A 17,956-nucleotide genomic window follows, 5' to 3' on the forward strand; every position below is an offset into this window, starting at 1 on the left:
CGCGCAGGACGCGGATGACATCACACAGGAAGAGCGCGGTCCGCTGCGCCGCTGTGTTGTCACCCGTGTCCGGTTGCCCAAGGAGGAAATGTTCAGATTCGTCATTTCCCCCGATGGAGTCGTGATCCCTGATCTTTCCGCACGTCTGCCCGGACGGGGAATTTGGTTGAGCGCACGCGCGGATGTGTTAGAAACAGCACGCACACGTGGCGTATTCGCCCGCGCGGCACGGGGAAGGGTTGTTATTCCCCCTGACCTGACCCATCTTGTAGTAGACGGGTTGCTGCGGCGGATGATGGATGTCGCGGGGCTGGCACGGCGGGCCGGGCAGATTGTCTGCGGTTTCGCCAAGGTGCGTGAGTGGGTTGTGGGCGGTCGCGCCGGTCTGGTCATCCAGGCGGCCGATGGCAGTCCCGACGAGAGGAAGAGAGTTTTGTCCGGTGCACGGGACCTTCCGGTTACGGTTGTTCCTACGGCATCGGGTCTGGGTGCGGCATTTGGCCGTGACCATGTTGTTCATGCAGCGATGCTGCATGGTGAACTGGCACGCCGTTTCCGTATCGAGAGTGAACGTTTTGCGGGTTTGTCCGGCAGGACTGGCCCGAATTCGGCGGAGCGGTCCGCCGGACGGTGTGAACAGGCGGGTACATGAGCGAAGGCAACGATCAGGATCAGGGTAAGGGACGCTTGTCCCTGCGGCCGGCGGGCCGGAGGGAAGTCGGACGGACGGTGGATGCCGGTTCCGTGCGGCAGAGCTTCAGCCATGGTCGATCAAAGGTAGTCCAGGTCGAGGTGCGCAAGAAGCGCGGGGCCGGGGCTGCGGGTAATGGATCGGGGCCCGCTGGCGGTCGCGCCGGTGGACGGGGCGGTCGCGCCCTGACGGCGGCCGAACTGGCGACCCGCCAGCGTGTGCTGGAAGAACAGCGTCGCGAAGCTGTCCAGCGCGAGAAAGATCTGCGCGAGCAGGAAAAGATCACGATTCTCTCTGCTGCGGAAGAAGCCCGCAGGCAGGAAGAGGAAAATGCCCGCCGTGCCGAAGAAGAGGCACAGGCACAGGCAGATGCCGCAGCGCAGGAGGAAGCCCGCAAGCGGGAAGCCCAGAGCGCGGCTAAGGTTTCCGCACCTGAAGCGGTCGAGCCTGCTGGCCCGGTCGTTTCTTCCGTGCCGATTCCCGGTGAGGTCACGCTGGCCCCGCCGATGCAGCGCCTGCGTCCTCTGGCCGAACGGGCGATCATGCCCGCACAGCCGGTGCGTCCGTCGCGTCCGGCTGGTGGTGGCGCTTCGACCGCCCGCGCCCCGGGTGCCGGAGCCGGCGCCGGTGCGGGTGAGACACTGCGCCTGCGCACCGGTCGTGCGGAAGGGGGCGAGGAAGAACGTCGTCCCAGCCGTCGTCCCGGTGGGAATGCCGTGCCGAACCGCCGCCCCTCGGGTGGCGCAAAGAAAAGCAATGACAGCCGTCGCGCCGGACGTATTGACGTGCAGGCCGCGATTGAGGGGGATGACGACAAGACCCGCTCGCTCGCCTCGGTCCGCCGCCAGCGTGAACGTGAGCGCCGTCAGGCCGAACTGGAGCGCCTGCGTTCCGATCAGGTCCGTGTGGTGCGTGACGTGATCCTGCCCGAGACCATTACGGTGCAGGAACTGGCTAACCGTATGGCCGCCCGTCAGGGCGAGGTCATCAAGGCGCTGATGAAGATGGGCGTCATGGCGACCGTCACCCAGTCGCTTGATGCCGACACGGCGGAACTGGTCGTGCAGGAATTCGGCCATCGTGTGCGCCGTGTCGCCGATAGCGATGTCGAGATCGGAATCGAGGGTATCGAGGATCAGGCTGAAGATCTCAAGCCGCGTCCGCCGGTCGTGACCGTCATGGGTCACGTCGATCACGGCAAGACCTCGCTGCTGGATGCGCTGCGCACGACCGATGTCGCCAATGCCGAAGCCGGGGGCATCACCCAGCATATCGGTGCGTATCAGGTGTCGCTGGCCTCTGGCGCGAAGATCACCTTCATCGATACGCCGGGCCATGAAGCCTTCACCGCCATGCGTGCCCGTGGCGCCTCCGTCACCGACGTGGTGGTGCTGGTGGTTGCGGCGGATGACGGCGTGATGCCGCAGACGATCGAAGCCATCAAGCACGCCAAGGCGGCTGATGCCCCGATCATCGTGGCCATCAACAAGTGCGACAAGCCCGACGCCAATCCCGACCGGGTGCGTCAGGAACTGCTGAACCACGAAATCGTGGTGGAAAGCATGGGTGGCGATACGCAGGATGTCGAAGTCTCGGCGCTGAAGCGCACCGGGCTGGATAAACTTGAAGAAGCGATCCTGCTGCAGGCTGAAATCCTTGACCTGAAAGCCAACCCGGACCGGGTGGCGGAAGGTTCCGTGATTGAAAGCCGTCTGGATCGTGGACGTGGTCCGGTTGCAACCGTTCTGGTCCAGAAGGGCACCCTGCGTCGTTCCGACATCGTGGTGGCCGGGGCCGAATGGGGCCGGGTGCGCGCCATGATTGACGACCGTAACCGCCAGCTGGCGGAAGCGGGTCCGTCCATGCCGGTTGAAATCCTGGGCATTACCGGGGTTCCGGGTGCGGGTGAGCCGTTCGTGGTGGTGGAAAACGAGAATCGCGCCCGCGAAATCTCCGAGTTCCGCCAGCGCGTGATCAAGGATCGCATGGCTGCGGGCCAGACTGCCGCACGCGGCACGCTGGATCAGATGCTTGCCCGTATCCAGGCAGGTGCGCAGAAGGAAGTCGCGGTCCTTATCAAGGCGGACGTGCAGGGTTCGGCTGAAGCCCTTGAGGCGACGGTGCAGAAGCTGGAGCATGAGGAAGTCAAGATCCGCGTGCTGAATGCCACGGTCGGCCAGATCACGGAAAGTGATGTGCAGCTTGCCAAGGCATCGGGTGCGGTCGTGATCGCCTTCAATGTCCGTGCCACGACGCAGGCCCGTGAACTGGCCCAGCGCGAAGGTGTGGATATCCGCTACTACTCCATCATCTATCAGGTGGCGGACGATGTGGAACAGCTTGTGCGTGGCAAGATCGCGCCGAAGCACCGCGAGAAGTTCCTTGGCTATGCCGAAATCCGCAAGGTTTTCGAAATTACCAAGGTCGGCAAGGTCGCCGGTTGCTACGTCACCGAAGGCGTGGTCAAGCGCGGCTGTGGTGTCCGTCTGCTGCGTGACAACGTCGTGATCCATGAAGGCGATCTGAGCCAGCTCAAACGCTTCAAGGACGACGTGAAGGAAGTGGCGCGCGGTTACGAATGCGGTCTGTCCTTCGCAGGGTATAATGACCTGCGTGAGGGCGACGTTGTCGAATGTTATGAAATGGAACTCGTCCCGGCATGAGCCGTAATTCATCCAGAAAAGGGATGAGCGAGAGCGGGCCGGCAGGGAAACTTGCCGGCCATTCCGCATCAGGTCCCTCGCAGCGCCAGTTGCGCGTGGCGGAAGAAGTGCGTCGCGTACTGGCGGAAATATTTGCCCGTACCGAATTCCGCGACCCGGATCTGGCCGATGTCCATATCACCGTTACCGAAGTCCGCATCTCACCCGACCTGAAGCACGCGACGGTATTCGTAGCGCGGCTGGGGCGTAGTGACGTGGCGGAACTTCTGCCTGCCCTCAAGCGTGTAAGCCCGTTCCTGCGGACGCGTCTGTCCCATGCGCTCAGGTTGCGCGGGGTGCCGGACCTGCATTTCCAGCCCGATACGGCGCTGGATTATGCGATGGAGGTCGACAGCATGCTCCGTCAGCCGGAAGTAAGACGCGATCTGGAAGACTGATCCGTAATGCGGACTGACTGAAAAAAGGCCGGTCTGGCGAAATGCCAGACCGGCCTTTTCTGTAAATGTCGGATGCGTGGGCAGGTCAGTTACGACGTCCCATAAGCAGCAGTTGCGGGTTGCGCTCCACATCGGTTGCGAAACCGCGCAGGGCCGCTGCCGCTGCGGCAAGGTCGCGCAGGGACGAATCGATATTGGAACGGTCAGCGGAACTGGGGGCCGTGATATCGTGCAGCCCGGCCAGCGCACCTCTGGCCTCGGTGACTGTATCATTGGAATTGACCAGAAGCGTGTGCAGTTCGCTGCCCCGCGCATCAAGCTGGGCCGTGCCCGTATTGGCCAGATGGTCGATGGAGGCCAGCGTCGTATCCATCCGGTGGTCCAGATCACGGATGGCGTCGGTTGCCGTATCGACCGTTACCCGTGTGTGGTCCGAGGTGGCACGTACGCTGTCCACCAGCGGCGGCAGGTCCTTGTCCAGCCGGTCGGCCAGCGTGCGGATGCTGACCAGCATGGTATCGGCATTATTGGCGATGTTCTTGAGCGGCAGCGTCGTCAGCGCATCGGTCAGGCGCTGCATTTCCGATTCCCGCGCCGGGATTTCCGTATATCCGCTGAAGCCGGGATGCAGGTGCGCCGGTGTGGCGGGATCGAATGTCAGGTCGATTTCTTCCTGCCCGGTCACGAAGCTCTGCATATGCAGTTCGGCGCGCAGGCCGCGTTCGACCAGCCTGGGCAGTTCATGTGTATCGAGCGCCCTGCCATGGCTGGTCGCCATGTGCGCGCCATTGGCCTCAAGTTCCAGCGTTACGGGAATATAGGCCTGATGCGTGTCGGGATCGAACTGGACGGAAATACGTTCCACATGCCCGACCTGCACGCCGTCGAACGTGACGGGCGCACCCACACCCAGACCGTTGATGGGGCTGTCGAATACGACCACGGCGTGGCTGGTGGGGGAGAAGGGATGGAATTTCCCGAACAGCGCGATGGCCGTCACACCAAGCAGGGCGCCACCCAACACAAATGCACCGACCGTGGTCTGCCGTTCAGCCATGGTGTTCAGGTCTCCCTACACGCGGAATGAAAAAATATTCCAGGAACACGATACCCATGCGCCTGTTTGCCGCAAGATGGCACCACATCCACGCCTGGCAAAGCGGGATAGGGTGATGGCAGGCATGTGCCACCTTCGCCCTTACTATCATGTGTGTCCCTTACGGCCAGCCCCCCTGATGGAATGGGGCATTGCCGTGCCTGCGTGCCTCGTCTAAACGCACGCCTTCCCCCTGACTGGATGCAAGGTGCCGTGCAATGCGACGCAAACGTGGACGCCCGCTTGATGGCTGGCTGATAATCGACAAGCCGTCGGGCATGACATCCACGCAGGTCGTGGGCCGTGCGCGCTACCTGTTCGATGCGGCCAAGGCTGGCCATGGCGGCACGCTGGACCCGCTGGCGACCGGCCTGCTGCCGATAGCCTTCGGCAAGGCGACCAAGACCGTGCCCTATATCATGGATGGCACCAAGCGTTATCACTTCACCCTGCGCATAGGGGAGGCACGCGACAGTGACGATGCCGATGGCAACGTGACGGCAGTATCCGACGTGCGCCCCGATAACGCGGCCTTTGCGGCGGCGCTTGGGGCGTTCCGTGGCGATATCATGCAGGTGCCGCCGGTGTTTTCCGCCCTCAAGGTGGGCGGCAAGCGTTCTTATGACCTTGCGCGCGCGGGGAATGCACCCGAACTGCAGTCACGGCCCGCGCATATCGACCGTTTTGAACTGATCGCCCGGCCCGATGCCGATACGGCGGTGTTCGAGGTGGTGTCGGGCAAGGGGGTGTACATGCGTTCGCTCGCACGCGATATCGCGCTGGCCTGTGGCACTGTGGGCCATGTGGTGGCGCTGCGGCGGCTGAACGTGGGGCCTTTTGATGAATCCCATGCGATTCCACTGGACAAAATTGTCGCAAGCGCCGACAACGCGCCTGCTCCCCCGGATCTGCTACTTCCGGTCGCGACCGCGCTGGCCGACATCCCGGCGCTGGCCCTGACCCGTGAGGAAGCGGATGCCCTGTCATACGGTCAGGCCCTGGACCTTAACCAGTTGGCGGACCGGATGCCGGACCACACCGATCCCCGCAGCGGGGTCGTGCGTGCGATGGACGGGGCGCGTGTGGTCGGGCTGTGCCGTCCCGTGGACGGCTGGCTGCGATCGGTACGCATGCTGTGAACTGAATATCTGTCTGTAATGGAGAAAGACGATGTCGATTACTGCTGAACGCCGCACGGCGCTGATTGGCGAATACCAGAACGCCGCCACGGACACGGGCTCACCGGAAGTGCAGGTTGCCCTGCTGACCGAGCGGATTGTGAACCTGACCGATCACCTCAAGACCCACGCGAAGGATTTCCATTCCCGCCGTGGTCTGCTGATGCTGGTCGGCCGCCGCCGCCGCCTGCTTGATTATGTCAAGCGCAAGGACCAGGCCCGCTACGAAACACTGATCAAGCGCCTCGGCCTGCGTCGCTGATTTGCGACATGACGGGATCGCGGTCATAATGCGTTCCCGTTCGGCCCGTCCGGGTGCGGCGCATGCATGTGCATGGCCGCGCCCGGCGGCGCCGGATATTTTCAGGTACCCATAACGGGTGCCATCAACACGCTGCCGACGCCACGGCGGAGATGTCCGGACCGGATCGCAGCGTTTCAGGCCACATGGTGTTCTGACGGCAGTGCCGTCATCACTCCATGCCGTCCGAGGCGCTGCCATCAATGTTCCAATGTCCGGCCCGCCTGCATTGCGGCAGTCAACGGACAGGGTTGTCTGGATGTTCAATTATTTTCGCAAGGAAATCGAATGGGGCGGTCGCCCGCTGGTGCTGGAAACGGGCAAGGTCGCCCGTCAGGCCGATGGCGCGGTTGTCGTAACCTATGGCGATACGGTCGTGCTCTGCACGGCTGTTGGCGCCAAGAATGTGAAGCCGGGGCAGGATTTCTTCCCGCTTACGGTCAATTATCAGGAAAAAGCCTACGCCGCGGGCAAGATCCCCGGTGGCTTCTTCAAGCGTGAAGGTCGCCCGACCGAGGCCGAGGTTCTGAACTCGCGCCTGATCGACCGTCCGATCCGCCCGCTCTTCCCCGAAAACTTCCGTAACGAGGTTCAGGTCATCGCGACCGTTCTGAGCCACGACATGGAAAACGATCCCGCCGTTGTGGCGCTGATCGGCTGCTCGGCGGCGCTGACGCTGTCCGGCATCCCGTTCTTCGGTCCGGTGGGCGCGGCGCGCGTGGGTTACAGCGATGGCAAGTACATCCTCAACCCGACAATCTCGCAGGTGCGTGACAGCGAGCTGGATCTGGTCGTGGCCGGCACGTCCGAAGGCGTGCTGATGGTCGAGTCCGAGGCCGGGGAACTGTCCGAGGACGTGATGCTGGGCGCCGTGACGTTCGGTCACGAAGCCTTCCAGCAGGTGATTGACGCGATCATCGACCTTGCCGAAAACGCAGCCAAGGCCCCGTGGGACCTGGCCGAGCCGACGGCTGAGGAAATCAAGCTGCGCAAGAAGGTGGACAAGGTCGGTCGTGCCCTGATCGCCGAAGCCTACAAGGAACGGGCCAAGCAGGTCCGTTACAAGAAGGTTGCCGCCGCCCGTGAAGCGATCCTTGCCAAGATCGGTGAGGCCGACGCCGATGCGGCCAAGCCGATGATCAAGGATCTGGAAGCCGACGTGGTCCGCACGGAAGTGCTCGACACCGGCTACCGTATCGATGGCCGCGATCTGGAAACGATCCGTCCGATCGTGTCCGAGGTCGGCATCCTGCCGCGCGCGCATGGTTCCGCCCTGTTCACCCGTGGCGAGACGCAGGCGCTGGTTGTGGCCACCCTGGGCACCGCGCAGGACGAGCAGATCGTGGACGCGCTGGAAGGCGAATACCGCACCAACTTCATGCTGCACTACAACTTCCCGCCGTTCTCGGTTGGTGAGTGCGGGCGCATGGGTTCGCCGGGCCGTCGTGAAATCGGTCATGGCAAGCTGGCATGGCGCGCCATCCACCCGCTGCTGCCGGGCAAGGATACCTTCCCGTACACGATGCGCGTCGTGTCCGAGATCACGGAAAGCAACGGCTCTTCTTCCATGGCCACGGTATGCGGCACGTCGCTTGCGCTGATGGATGCCGGTGTTCCGCTGAAGCGCCCGGTGGCGGGCATCGCCATGGGCCTGATCAAGGAAGACGACGAATTCGCCGTGCTGTCCGACATTCTGGGTGACGAAGATCATCTGGGTGACATGGACTTCAAGGTGGCGGGCACCGAAAAGGGCGTGACCGCGCTGCAGATGGACATCAAGATCACGTCCATCACGCCGGAAATCATGAAGATCGCGCTGGGTCAGGCCCGTAACGGCCGTCTGCATATCCTGGGCGAAATGGCCAAGGCGCTGACCGAAGGCCGTTCGGATGTTTCTTCCTCCGCGCCGAAGATCACCACGATCTCCGTGCCGAAGGAAAAAATCCGCGATGTGATCGGTCAGGGCGGTAAAGTCATTCGTGAGATCGTTGAATATTCGGGTGCGAAGATCGACATTAACGATGACGGCACGATCATGATTGCCGCCACTTCCGACGATCAGGCCGAAAAGGCCATCGAGCGGATCCGTGGTATCGTGGCCGAGCCCGAAGTGGGCCAGATCTACAACGGCAAGGTTGTGAAGACCGCCGATTTCGGTGCGTTCGTGAACTTCCTTGGCCCGCGTGACGGACTTGTCCACATCTCCGAACTGGCGCAGGGCCGTGTCTCCAAGACGACGGATGTCGTCAAGCAGGGAGACGAGGTGAAGGTGAAGGTTCTGGGCTTCGACGATCGCGGCAAGGTCAAGCTGTCCATGCGCGTGGTCGATCAGGAAACTGGTGCCGACATCACCGAGACCGTGGGCGCGAAGCCCGGTCGGGCGCCTGCCGCGCGCTAAGACGCGGAAATGACACCCCCGCAGGCGGCCACGCATCAGGCGTGGCCGCCTGCGGGGGCAGATACATGACGATGGAATGGTGATGAAGCCGATCAATGCGATCCGTATGGGCGGGACGGATATTCTGCCCCTGGTCGAAGGGGGGAAGGGCGTCTCGATCTCAACCGGCGTTTCCGCGGGGCACTGGGCCGCGGCCGGTGGGGTGGGCACGGTCTCGATCGTGAACGCCGATTCCTATGACGGGGATGGCAATGTCATCCCGCAGGACTATCACGGCAGGACGCGGCGCGAACGGCACGAGGAACTGGTCGATTACGCCATTCGTGGCGGTATCGCGCAGGCGCGCATCGCGCATGAGATCGCAGGCGGCAAGGGACGTATCCATGCTAATATCCTGTGGGAAATGGGCGGGGCGGAACGGGTCATCAACGGGGTGCTGGAAGGCGCGCCGGGACTGATCCAGGGTCTGACCTGTGGTGCGGGCATGCCGTATCGCCTGTCGGAAATCGCCGCGCGGTTCGGTATCCATTACTATCCCATCGTGTCATCCGCACGCGCGTTCAACGCGCTGTGGCGCCGGGCCTATCACAAGACGGGCGACCTGCTCGGCGCGGTCGTCTATGAAGACCCGTGGCGCGCGGGTGGTCATAATGGCCTGTCCAACACCGAAAACCCGCTGGAACCGGAAGATCCGTTCCCCCGTGTGCTGGCGCTGCGCAAGCAGATGCGCAGCTTCGGACTGGATGATACCCCCATCATCATGGCCGGTGGCGTCTGGTGGCTGGAGGAATGGCAGGACTGGATCGACAATCCCGAACTGGGTCCGATCGCCTTTCAGTTCGGCACGCGACCGCTGCTGACGCGCGAAAGCCCGATTCCCGATTCGTGGAAGCGCCGCCTGCTGACGCTGAAGAAAGGGGACGTGTTCCTCAACCGCTTCTCGCCCACGGGTTTCTATTCATCCGCCGTCAACAACAGCTTCCTGCATGAACTGCGGGCACGCAGTGAGCGGCAGATTGCCTTCTCGCCCGAGGAACTGGGCGCGCACACCATGGCGCTGGCCATTGGCGCGCGCGGCCGGCAGGTCTTCGTCACGCCCGAAGACGGGCAGCGTGCAAAGCTGTGGATGGAAGAAGGCTATACCGAGGCCATGCGCACGCCGGACAATACGCTGGTGTTCGTGACCCCGGAAAAGGCACGCGAAATCCTTGCCGATCAGGGGGCCTGCATGGGCTGCCTGTCGGAATGCCGCTTTTCCAACTGGTCGCAGCGTCCGCCCGCCTATTCCAACGGGCACAAGGCGGACCCGCGTTCCTACTGTATCCAGAAGACCCTTCAGGCCGTCGCCCATGCCCATGGGCCGGATCAGGATGAGGTGATGGATCACAACTTGATGTTCGGCGGCACCAATGCCTGGCGCTTCGCCACCGACCCGCTTTACGCCAACGGCCATGTGCCGACGGTGGCGGAACTGATGGAACGGATACTGACCGGGCGTTAAACCCGTTCATGCGGACATGAAAAAGGCTGGCATCCCCCGGGAGCCAGCCTTTTTTACTGAGACGGGACCGCTCAGTCCGTCATGGGCAGGCAGGCATCGCGGAACAGGGCGAAAGCCAGTGCGCGATGGCTTATGTCGTTCTTTTCCGCTTCCGTCATTTCGGCAAAGCTGCGGGTGCCCTTGCCGGGGGCAAAAACAGGATCGTAACCGTGCCCGTTCGTGCCACGCGGCGGCCAGACGACATGGCCATCGATCCGTCCCTCGAAGGTTTCGGTGTTTCCATCCGGCCATGCCAGGCACAGCACGGAAATGAACCATGCGCTGCGATCGGGGTTGTCGCCCATCTGTTCGTGGATGCGGCGCATGGCATCGGGATAGTCCTTTTCCGGCCCGGCCCAGCGGGCCGAGAAAATGCCCGGAGCACCGCCCAGTGCTGCGACGCAGAAGCCGGAATCATCGGCCAGAGCGGGCAGGTTGGCAGCTTTCGCCGCAGCCTGCGCCTTAAGGATGGCGTTGCCGTCAAAGCTGTCGGCCGTCTCCTCCGGTTCAGGTAGCGACAGTTCACCAGCCGAGACAACGCGGATGTCATACCCGGCCAGCAGGGCGGCGAATTCCGCAACCTTGCCCCGGTTATGGGTGGCGAGGACCAGCGTATCCCCCCGGCGCAGGCGATTGGTGTGCGTATTCATGCCCTGGTCACCTGCTCGATGGTTGCGGCCTGTATGCGGAACAGTTCCGCCGTGCCCGTGCGCGCCAGACGCATGAGGGCGTTGAACTGGTCTTCGGTAAAGGGGTCCTTTTCCGCCGTGCCCTGAATTTCAACAATGCCCCCTTCGGCGGTCAGGACGAAATTGGCGTCGGCGGCGGCGGTGCTGTCCTCATCGTAATCGAGGTCGAGCACCGCACCTTCCGCGGTCAGGCCACAGGATACGGCCGCCACCTGTCCCTTGAGCGGCAGGGCGGCCAGCGTGCCGTCACGTACTAGCTTTTCCAGCGCCAGACGCAGGGCGACCCATGCGCCGGTAATGGCGGCGCAGCGCGTGCCGCCATCGGCATTCAGCACGTCGCAGTCCACGGTGATCGAGATTTCTCCCAGCGCCTTCAGATCCGTCACCGCGCGCAGGGAACGCGCGATCAGGCGCTGGATTTCCTGCGTGCGGCCGCTCTGCTTGCCCTTGGCGGCTTCGCGGTGGCCGCGGCTGTGGGTGGCGCGCGGCAGCATGCCGTATTCCGCCGTGACCCAGCCCTGTCCCTTGCCGCGCAGGAAGGGTGGTACGCGGGTTTCGACACTGGCGGCACACAGGACTTCGGTCCCCCCCATGCGGATCAGGGCGGAACCTTCCGCATGGCGGGCGAAGCCGGTCTGGATGGAGACGGGACGCAGGGCGTCAGGGGCACGGCCGGATGGACGCATGGGCATAACTCCGCAAAGTGATGGGGCGGCATAGCCTGCAATCCGCCCCCTTTTCCAGTCCCGCGTGGGCAGGGATGTGATTGATCTGCTATAATGAAGGCCATGCGGGACGCCCGCATGAACTGAGGCATGAAAGGCAGGAGGCATGGCTATGGAAACCCGATCCCACGTAGTGCCGCCGCCCCTGTTATCGGGGCTGGATGCCCGCTCCGCCGCGATCCTGCGCGAAATCGTGGAACAGTATGTCGAAACGGGCGAGCCGATGGGTTCGCGCACGCTGTCGCAGCGCCTGCCGCTGTCGCTGTCACCCGCCACGATTCGTAACGTCATGGCGGAGCTGACGGATGCGGGGCTGCTGTTTTCCCCCCATGCGTCGGCGGGACGGCTGCCCACGGAAAAGGGCGTACGGCTGTTTGTGGATGGCCTGCTCCAGTTCGGCAGCCTGAGTGATGAGGAACGCGAAAGCATCGCGGGCATGCTGGATGTGAAGGGCCGGTCGCTGGAGGATATGCTGGCGCAGGCGTCATCCATGCTGTCGGGCCTGTCCTGTGCCGCAGGCGTGGTCATGGCGCCGAAAAGCGATGGCACCGTCATCAAGCATATCGAATTTGTGGCCCTTGGTCCGGGCAGGGCGCTGGTCATTCTGGTCAGCGCGGACGGTCAGGTCGAAAACCGCGTGATCGAGACACCGTCTGGCCTGCCGCCTTCCGCACTGGTGGAGGCGGGGAATTACCTCAATGCCCATCTGTCGGGCCAGACGCTGGACCGTCTGCGCGAGACGGTCAGCACCGACATGACCGCCAACCGTACCGAACTCGATCATCTGACGGCGGAAGTGGTTGCCAGTGGCCTTGCAACGTGGAGTGGCGCTGACGAACGCGGCGGCACCCTGTTCATTCGCGGGCAGGGGCGGCTGCTGGCCGATGTGACCGAAATCGAACGCCTGACCACCATCCAGATGCTGTTCGAGCGGCTGGAAACGCAGGAAACCATGCTGCGTCTGCTTGATCTGGCGCGCGAATCGGAAGGGGTGCGCATTTTCATCGGTGCCGAAAGCGGGCTGTTCGGGATGGCGGGCATGTCGGTCGTCGTCGCCCCCGCGCGCACGGACAGCAACCGGATCGTGGGTGCGATTGGCGTGATCGGGCCGACGCGCATCAATTACGCCCGTATCATTCCCGTGGTCGATTACACCGCGCGCGTGATCGGCCGCATGCTGGGCTGAAGGGCAGGGGGCAGGGGGCAGGGGTGTGATGCAGCCCATACATGCAACCGGACTCGCAGCCCCCCATTATGGTTACACGACAGTAACCGCGCGCCGTCTCCACGGCGTGCCGAAAGCGCAAGGAGGATGGGATGTTCACTCCCGATGCAAGGCGGTCCGGTTCGTTCATGATTGGCGGTGACCTTGAGGTCACGCGGCTGGGCTTCGGGGCCATGCGCATTACAGGTCCGGGCATATGGGGCGAACCCGCCGACAGGGCGGCGGCCCTTGCGACATTGCGCCGCCTGCCCGAACTGGGGATCAATTTCGTCGACACGGCGGATGCCTATGGTCCCTATGTCAGCGAGGACCTGATCCGCGAGGCGCTGCATCCCTATCCCGACACGGTCATCGCCACCAAGGGCGGCCATACGCGGCATGGGCCGAATATCTGGAAGCCGGTGGGCAACCCCGATTACCTGCGTCAGTGCGTGTTGATGAGCATGCGCCGGCTGGGCGTGGAACGCATCGACCTGTGGCAGTTGCACCGTGTCGGCGCGGACTGCACGCCCGAACAGCAGTTCGAGGCGATCGCCACCATGCGCGCGCAGGGGCTGATCCGCCATGTCGGCCTGTCGGAAGTGACGGTCGAGATGATCGAGCGCGCGCGGCTGTATTTTCCTGTCGCCACGGTCCAGAACCGCTTCAATCTGGTCAACCGCTATTCGGAAGATGTGCTGGATTACTGCACGCGTGAAAATATCGGCTTCATCCCGTGGGCACCGCTCGCTGCGGGCGGGCTTACGCGCGGCGAGACGTTCCTGACCCGCCTTGCGACGGAAAAAGGTGTCCAGCCCGGCCAGATCGCGCTGGCATGGCTGCTGCGCCGCGCGCCGGTCATGCTGCCCATTCCCGGCACCGGCAGCCCCGAACATGTGGCTGATAACGCTGCCGCAGCAGCGATTGTGCTGAGTGATGAGGAATTCCATCAGCTTAATAACGAAGGCCGCGCCGAATGGGGCAGCCGTAACGCCGTATAGGGACCGGCGGCATCCCGGTAGATGGATCGGGGGCGACGGCGCCGCCGGACAATGCTAGACAGGGGGCTTCGACACAGAACGGCCCTTTTCTTTCCCTATTGGATACCGGATGACGCTTGCTGACGGATCAGGCCGCGATGGCCGGAGTGATGGACCTTCCCGACCGGAAACCGCCAGCCCCCGTCGGCCACGATACCGGATGGTGCGCTGGCTTGCGGGCACGACGCTGGCCATGGCCCTGCTGGGTGGCAGCGTGGGCGGGCTGGTCGTATGGCGCGAATATGCGCGCCTGAGCGAGGGGCTGCCCACCGTGGACGGCCTGCGCACCTATCAGCCGCCGGTCATGAGCCGCCTGTATTCCGGCGATGATCAGGTCATGGCCGAACTGGCGGCGGAACGGCGCATATTCGTGCCTTACAGCGCCATACCCGAACGCGTGCGCAGCGCCTTCCTTGCCGCGGAGGACCAGAAATTCTTTACCCATGGCGGTGTGGACCCGCTGGCGATCCTGCGCGCCGGGCTGACCGACATGATGATGCATGGCACCAAGCATCGTCCCATCGGGGCTTCGACCATTACGCAGCAGGTCGCGCGGATCATGCTGCTGGGATCGAATGCCGTCTCGATCGACCGCAAGATCAAGGAAGCCCTGCTTGCCATGCGTCTGGAACAGACGCTGAGCAAGGAGCAGATCCTCGAAATCTATCTCAACGAGATCTATCTGGGCGAAGGTGCGTACGGCATTGCCGCTGCGGCCCAGACCTATTTCAACAAGCCGCTGGATCAGTTGGACAATGCGGAGGCCGCCTTCCTTGGCGCGCTGCCCAAATCGCCCACCAACTACAATCCGCACCGTTATGTGCAGGCGGCGACCACCCGGCGCAACTGGGTGCTGGACCGTATGGCGGACCTGCATGTCATCACGCCCGAGGAGGCGCATGCCGCCCAGCTTGAACCGCTGGTTCCCGCCAACTTCACCCGTCCCGGTCCGGTACCCGGTTCCGAATGGTTTGCCGAAGAGGTGCGCCGTGAACTGATCGAACGATACGGCATCGGCACCACGATGGAAGGCGGCCTTTCGGTCCATACGTCGCTCGATTCGCATCTGCAGCAGGTCGCGACTTCGGCCCTGCGCGACGGGCTGGAGCGGTACGACCGCGCCCATGGCGGCTGGCGCGGGGCGGTGGGACATGTCGATGCCCGGAACGTGGGCGGGGAGTGGGCCAGTGAACTGGCCCATGTCACGCCCCCTGCCGGTATACTGGAGCAGTGGCGCATGGCCGTTGTCCTGTCGGCGGCGACGGGGCGTGTGGGCTGGCTGGAAGGGCGGGACCCTGTCGTGCCCCATACCGGCGACCTGCTGGCGCGTGACCGGGCATGGATGCGCACCGGAAAGGGCGTGCAGACCGGCGATGTGATACTGATCGAGCCACAGGCGGATGGCGGCGGCGTCGCCGTGCGGCAGATACCGCATGTGGAAGGCGCGCTGGCCACCATTGACGTGCATACCGGGCGCGTCATGGCCATGGTCGGGGGCTGGTCGTTCAAGGAATCGCAGTTCAACCGCGCGACACAGGCGGCGCGCCAGCCGGGTTCGTCATTCAAGCCCTTCGTCTATCTCGCGGCGATGGAAAACGGTATCTCGCCATCGCAGAAATTCGACGATTCCCCGGTCAGCTACGGCGAATGGCATCCCAGCAATTATGAAAAGGATTTCTGGGGCCCCACCACGCTGCATGACGCCCTGCGCGAATCCCGCAATCTTGTCACGATCCGCCTTGCCGCCCAGATCGGCATGAAGCCTGTCGCCCAGCTTGCCCAGACGCTGGGCCTTGCCCATTCCATGCCGCTGGTACTGCCTGCGGCACTCGGGGCCGTGGAAACCACCGTGATGCGGGAGGCCGGGGCCTACGCCACCATCGCCAATGGCGGCAGGCTGGTTACGCCCACCCTGATTGACGACATCAAGGACCGCAACGGCAATGTCATGTGGCGGCCCGACGGGATCGCGTGGCAGCCCAACGCAACGCCCGCAACCGGCCCGCAGATGGCCGATACCCGCCCGCAGGTCGTTTCCGCCGCCAGCGCCAGCCAGATCGTGGCGATGATGCAGGATGTCATACGCCGTGGCACCGGCGTGCGTGCGGGTGCCGGTATCGACCGGCCCATCGCGGGCAAGACCGGCACCAGCCAGGATTTCAACGATGCCTGGTTCGCGGGCTTTTCCCCTGATCTGGTGACCGTAGTCTGGATCGGCTTCGACACCCCGCAGTCACTGGGCAAGAACGAGACGGGCGGCGTCATCGCGGGGCCGATCTGGAATCAGGTGATGAAGACGGCGCTCGCCAGCCGCCCGCGTCTGGATTTCCCGGTGCCTGATGGCGTAAGGCTGGCCCGCTACGATACGGGCATGGGCATGGCGATCGACGCCTTCAAGCCCGGTCAGGAACCGGGTATGAGCGTGGATCTGGGCGCCGGGTCCGGTACGGGCCTGACGGCTGCGGATACGGGGGCCGAGAACATGCCTGATTCTGAAAACGATATGGCCGCAACCCCGGGTAACCCCACCACCCCGGCGGAGGGCACGGCCCCGGTCGCGCACCCGGCGGCCCCTGCCGATACCGGTCCGGCTCCGTCTTCCGGGGGTGACATTGGCATGGGCGGCCTGTATTGACGCCCCTTATCGCCGGGCATGGCGGCGCGCATGCCCGCACAGTTTACTGTTGACCAAGGAGCAAGCCCATGTCTGCCGAGACAGAGGCCCTGAACGACCAGATCAAGCAGTCGGTGGCACTGCTGAGGAGGCATCTTTGACTGGGATGTCGCAATTGACCGCCTCGCGGAACTGAACAACCGGGCGGAAGACCCGGAGTTGTGGAACGACTCCGACGCCGCCCAGAAGCTCATGCGTGAACGCACGCTGCTGGCCAACCAGATCGAGGGCGTGCAGCGACTTGAGGCCGATGTGCGCGATACGATCGAACTGGCCGAGCTTGCCGAAATGGAAGGCGATTCGGCCGTTGTGGGCGAAGCGCTGGGCGTGCTGCGCGCACTGGCCGATGAAGCCAAGCGGCGCGAGACCGAAAGCCTGCTTTCGGGCGAGGCTGACAGCAATGACTGCTACCTTGAAGTCAATGCCGGCGCAGGCGGGACGGAGGCGCAGGACTGGGCGGAAATGCTGCTGCGCATGTACACCCGCTGGGCCGAGCAGCATGGCTACAAGGTCACGATGATGGAAAGCTCGGAAGGGGAACAGGCCGGGCTGAAATCCGCGACCATCCAGGTCAGCGGACCCAACGCCTATGGCTGGCTCAAGACCGAGGCCGGTGTCCATCGCCTTGTCCGTATCTCCCCCTTCGATGCGGCGGCACGGCGGCAGACATCCTTTGCGTCCGTCTGGGTCTATCCCGTGGTGGATGATTCGATCGAGATCGAGATCAATGAAGCCGACCTGCGTGTGGATACGTTCCGCGCGTCCGGCGCTGGCGGGCAGCACGTCAACAAGACGGAATCGGCCATCCGTATCACCCACATCCCCACCGGGATCGTGGTGGCGTGCCAGACCGACCGTTCCCAGCATCGTAACCGTGCCACGGCCATGACCATGCTGAAGGCGCGCATGTACGAGCAGGAACTGCAACGGCGTGAAGCCGCCGCCGCCCAGACCGAGGCGAGCAAGACCGATATCGGCTGGGGGCACCAGATTCGTTCCTACGTGCTGGCGCCCTACCAGTTGGTCAAGGATCTGCGCACCAACGTCGAGAAAACCAATCCGGGTGCCATTCTCGATGGCGATCTGGATGACTTCATGGCCGCAGCCCTTGCCGCCCGCGTGGGGGCCACCCGATCGGAAGCAAGCGCGCAGGCGCAGTAACGATCCGGCACGGCCGTCGTGTTCCAGCCCCGCGACCCCCGGTCGCGGGGTTTTTGCGTATTCGGGGCTGGAGCCTTGTTACGTAATAATAAATTTGTTTCGCCCCTGCTGCATATCCTGCTTGACACACACGCCCCGACCACGCCCAATTCATGATCT

The 17,956-nt window shown here is 63.7% G+C and carries 14 protein-coding genes; 11 read left to right on the forward strand and 3 right to left on the reverse strand.

The annotated features are described in order from the left end of the window. Positions 1–19 precede the first annotated feature (19 nt). Genes ACBR42_RS04930 through rbfA form a run of 3 tightly spaced genes read left to right on the forward strand, consistent with a single transcriptional unit; the run spans position 20 to position 3,791 of the window. Complete coding sequence (locus ACBR42_RS04930; RefSeq protein WP_371207438.1) at positions 20–652, forward strand: RNA-binding protein; 633 nt, start codon at positions 20–22, stop codon at positions 650–652. Further along, complete coding sequence (gene infB, locus ACBR42_RS04935) at positions 649–3,354, forward strand: translation initiation factor IF-2 (RefSeq protein ID WP_110546778.1); 2,706 nt, start codon at positions 649–651, stop codon at positions 3,352–3,354. The genes ACBR42_RS04930 and infB overlap by 4 nt, the downstream gene beginning before the upstream one ends. A gap of 23 nt (positions 3,355–3,377) precedes the next feature. Then, positions 3,378–3,791 (forward strand): 30S ribosome-binding factor RbfA, encoded by a 414-nt coding sequence (gene rbfA / locus ACBR42_RS04940; protein WP_102325048.1) that lies wholly within the window; start codon positions 3,378–3,380, stop codon positions 3,789–3,791. A gap of 85 nt (positions 3,792–3,876) precedes the next feature. Here the strand turns inward: rbfA and ACBR42_RS04945 are convergent, their stop codons facing one another. Continuing rightward, entirely contained in the window at positions 3,877–4,848 is a 972-nt protein-coding gene (locus ACBR42_RS04945) for an MlaD family protein (protein ID WP_132305289.1), read from the reverse strand. Between the two features lie 257 nt (positions 4,849–5,105). On the opposite strand from ACBR42_RS04945, the gene truB reads away from it, so the two are divergent. The 4 genes from truB to ACBR42_RS04965 all read left to right on the forward strand — a co-directional run bounded on the left by truB (position 5,106) and on the right by ACBR42_RS04965 (position 10,265). Beyond that, on the forward strand, positions 5,106–6,026 hold the full coding sequence (truB, locus tag ACBR42_RS04950) for a tRNA pseudouridine(55) synthase TruB (protein ID WP_102325050.1): 921 nt from the start codon (positions 5,106–5,108) through the stop codon (positions 6,024–6,026). 31 nt (positions 6,027–6,057) lie between these two features. Next, complete coding sequence (gene rpsO / locus ACBR42_RS04955) at positions 6,058–6,327, forward strand: 30S ribosomal protein S15 (RefSeq protein WP_034927253.1); 270 nt, start codon at positions 6,058–6,060, stop codon at positions 6,325–6,327. A 298-nt stretch (positions 6,328–6,625) separates the two neighbouring features. Then, positions 6,626–8,764 (forward strand): polyribonucleotide nucleotidyltransferase, encoded by a 2,139-nt coding sequence (gene pnp / locus ACBR42_RS04960; protein ID WP_102325051.1) that lies wholly within the window; start codon positions 6,626–6,628, stop codon positions 8,762–8,764. Between the two features lie 82 nt (positions 8,765–8,846). Next, positions 8,847–10,265 (forward strand): nitronate monooxygenase family protein, encoded by a 1,419-nt coding sequence (locus ACBR42_RS04965; RefSeq protein WP_102325285.1) that lies wholly within the window; start codon positions 8,847–8,849, stop codon positions 10,263–10,265. Between the two features lie 71 nt (positions 10,266–10,336). Here ACBR42_RS04965 and rdgB read toward each other — a convergent pair whose 3' ends face one another. Beyond that, positions 10,337–10,954, reverse strand: coding sequence for an RdgB/HAM1 family non-canonical purine NTP pyrophosphatase (gene rdgB, locus ACBR42_RS04970; protein WP_102325052.1), 618 nt, complete (start codon positions 10,952–10,954; stop codon positions 10,337–10,339). After that, positions 10,951–11,679: a ribonuclease PH gene (gene rph, locus ACBR42_RS04975; RefSeq protein WP_102325286.1), complete on the reverse strand. Its 729-nt coding sequence runs from the start codon at positions 11,677–11,679 to the stop codon at positions 10,951–10,953. The genes rdgB and rph overlap by 4 nt, the downstream gene beginning before the upstream one ends. Positions 11,680–11,824: 145 nt before the next feature. On the opposite strand from rph, the gene hrcA reads away from it, so the two are divergent. From hrcA to prfB, 4 genes are all read left to right on the forward strand, one after another. Then, the gene (gene hrcA, locus ACBR42_RS04980; protein WP_371207395.1) at positions 11,825–12,904 is read left to right on the forward strand and encodes a heat-inducible transcriptional repressor HrcA; all 1,080 of its coding nucleotides are present in this window, start codon (positions 11,825–11,827) and stop codon (positions 12,902–12,904) included. Between the two features lie 131 nt (positions 12,905–13,035). After that, on the forward strand, positions 13,036–13,923 hold the full coding sequence (locus ACBR42_RS04985) for an aldo/keto reductase (protein WP_371207396.1): 888 nt from the start codon (positions 13,036–13,038) through the stop codon (positions 13,921–13,923). A 109-nt stretch (positions 13,924–14,032) separates the two neighbouring features. Continuing rightward, positions 14,033–16,597, forward strand: a complete 2,565-nt coding sequence (locus tag ACBR42_RS04990) for a penicillin-binding protein 1A (protein WP_132305297.1) — start codon at positions 14,033–14,035, stop codon at positions 16,595–16,597. Between the two features lie 68 nt (positions 16,598–16,665). Further along, a protein-coding gene (gene prfB, locus ACBR42_RS04995) for a peptide chain release factor 2 (protein ID WP_102325056.1) occupies positions 16,666–17,797 on the forward strand; the annotation gives its coding sequence in 2 pieces (ribosomal slippage) (positions 16,666–16,734 and positions 16,736–17,797; 1,131 coding nt in all). Positions 17,798–17,956: the final 159 nt, after the last annotated feature.

Source organism: Komagataeibacter sp. SM21 (assembly GCF_041402665.1).
GTDB classification, from domain to species: Bacteria; Pseudomonadota; Alphaproteobacteria; order Acetobacterales; family Acetobacteraceae; genus Komagataeibacter; species Komagataeibacter saccharivorans.

Bases quoted from the DNA above. Each gene is read 5' to 3' on its own strand.
- infB (WP_110546778.1), top strand. From the start codon at position 649: ATGAGCGAAGGCAACGATCAGGATCAGGGTAAGGGACGCTTGTCCCTG.
- rbfA (WP_102325048.1), top strand. From the start codon at position 3,378: ATGAGCGAGAGCGGGCCGGCAGGGAAACTTGCCGGCCATTCCGCATCA.
- ACBR42_RS04945 (WP_132305289.1), bottom strand. From the start codon at position 4,848: ATGGCTGAACGGCAGACCACGGTCGGTGCATTTGTGTTGGGTGGCGCC.
- truB (WP_102325050.1), top strand. From the start codon at position 5,106: ATGCGACGCAAACGTGGACGCCCGCTTGATGGCTGGCTGATAATCGAC.
- rpsO (WP_034927253.1), top strand. From the start codon at position 6,058: ATGTCGATTACTGCTGAACGCCGCACGGCGCTGATTGGCGAATACCAG.
- pnp (WP_102325051.1), top strand. From the start codon at position 6,626: ATGTTCAATTATTTTCGCAAGGAAATCGAATGGGGCGGTCGCCCGCTG.
- ACBR42_RS04965 (WP_102325285.1), top strand. From the start codon at position 8,847: ATGAAGCCGATCAATGCGATCCGTATGGGCGGGACGGATATTCTGCCC.
- rdgB (WP_102325052.1), bottom strand. From the start codon at position 10,954: ATGAATACGCACACCAATCGCCTGCGCCGGGGGGATACGCTGGTCCTC.
- rph (WP_102325286.1), bottom strand. From the start codon at position 11,679: ATGCGTCCATCCGGCCGTGCCCCTGACGCCCTGCGTCCCGTCTCCATC.
- hrcA (WP_371207395.1), top strand. From the start codon at position 11,825: ATGGCTATGGAAACCCGATCCCACGTAGTGCCGCCGCCCCTGTTATCG.
- ACBR42_RS04985 (WP_371207396.1), top strand. From the start codon at position 13,036: ATGTTCACTCCCGATGCAAGGCGGTCCGGTTCGTTCATGATTGGCGGT.
- ACBR42_RS04990 (WP_132305297.1), top strand. From the start codon at position 14,033: ATGACGCTTGCTGACGGATCAGGCCGCGATGGCCGGAGTGATGGACCT.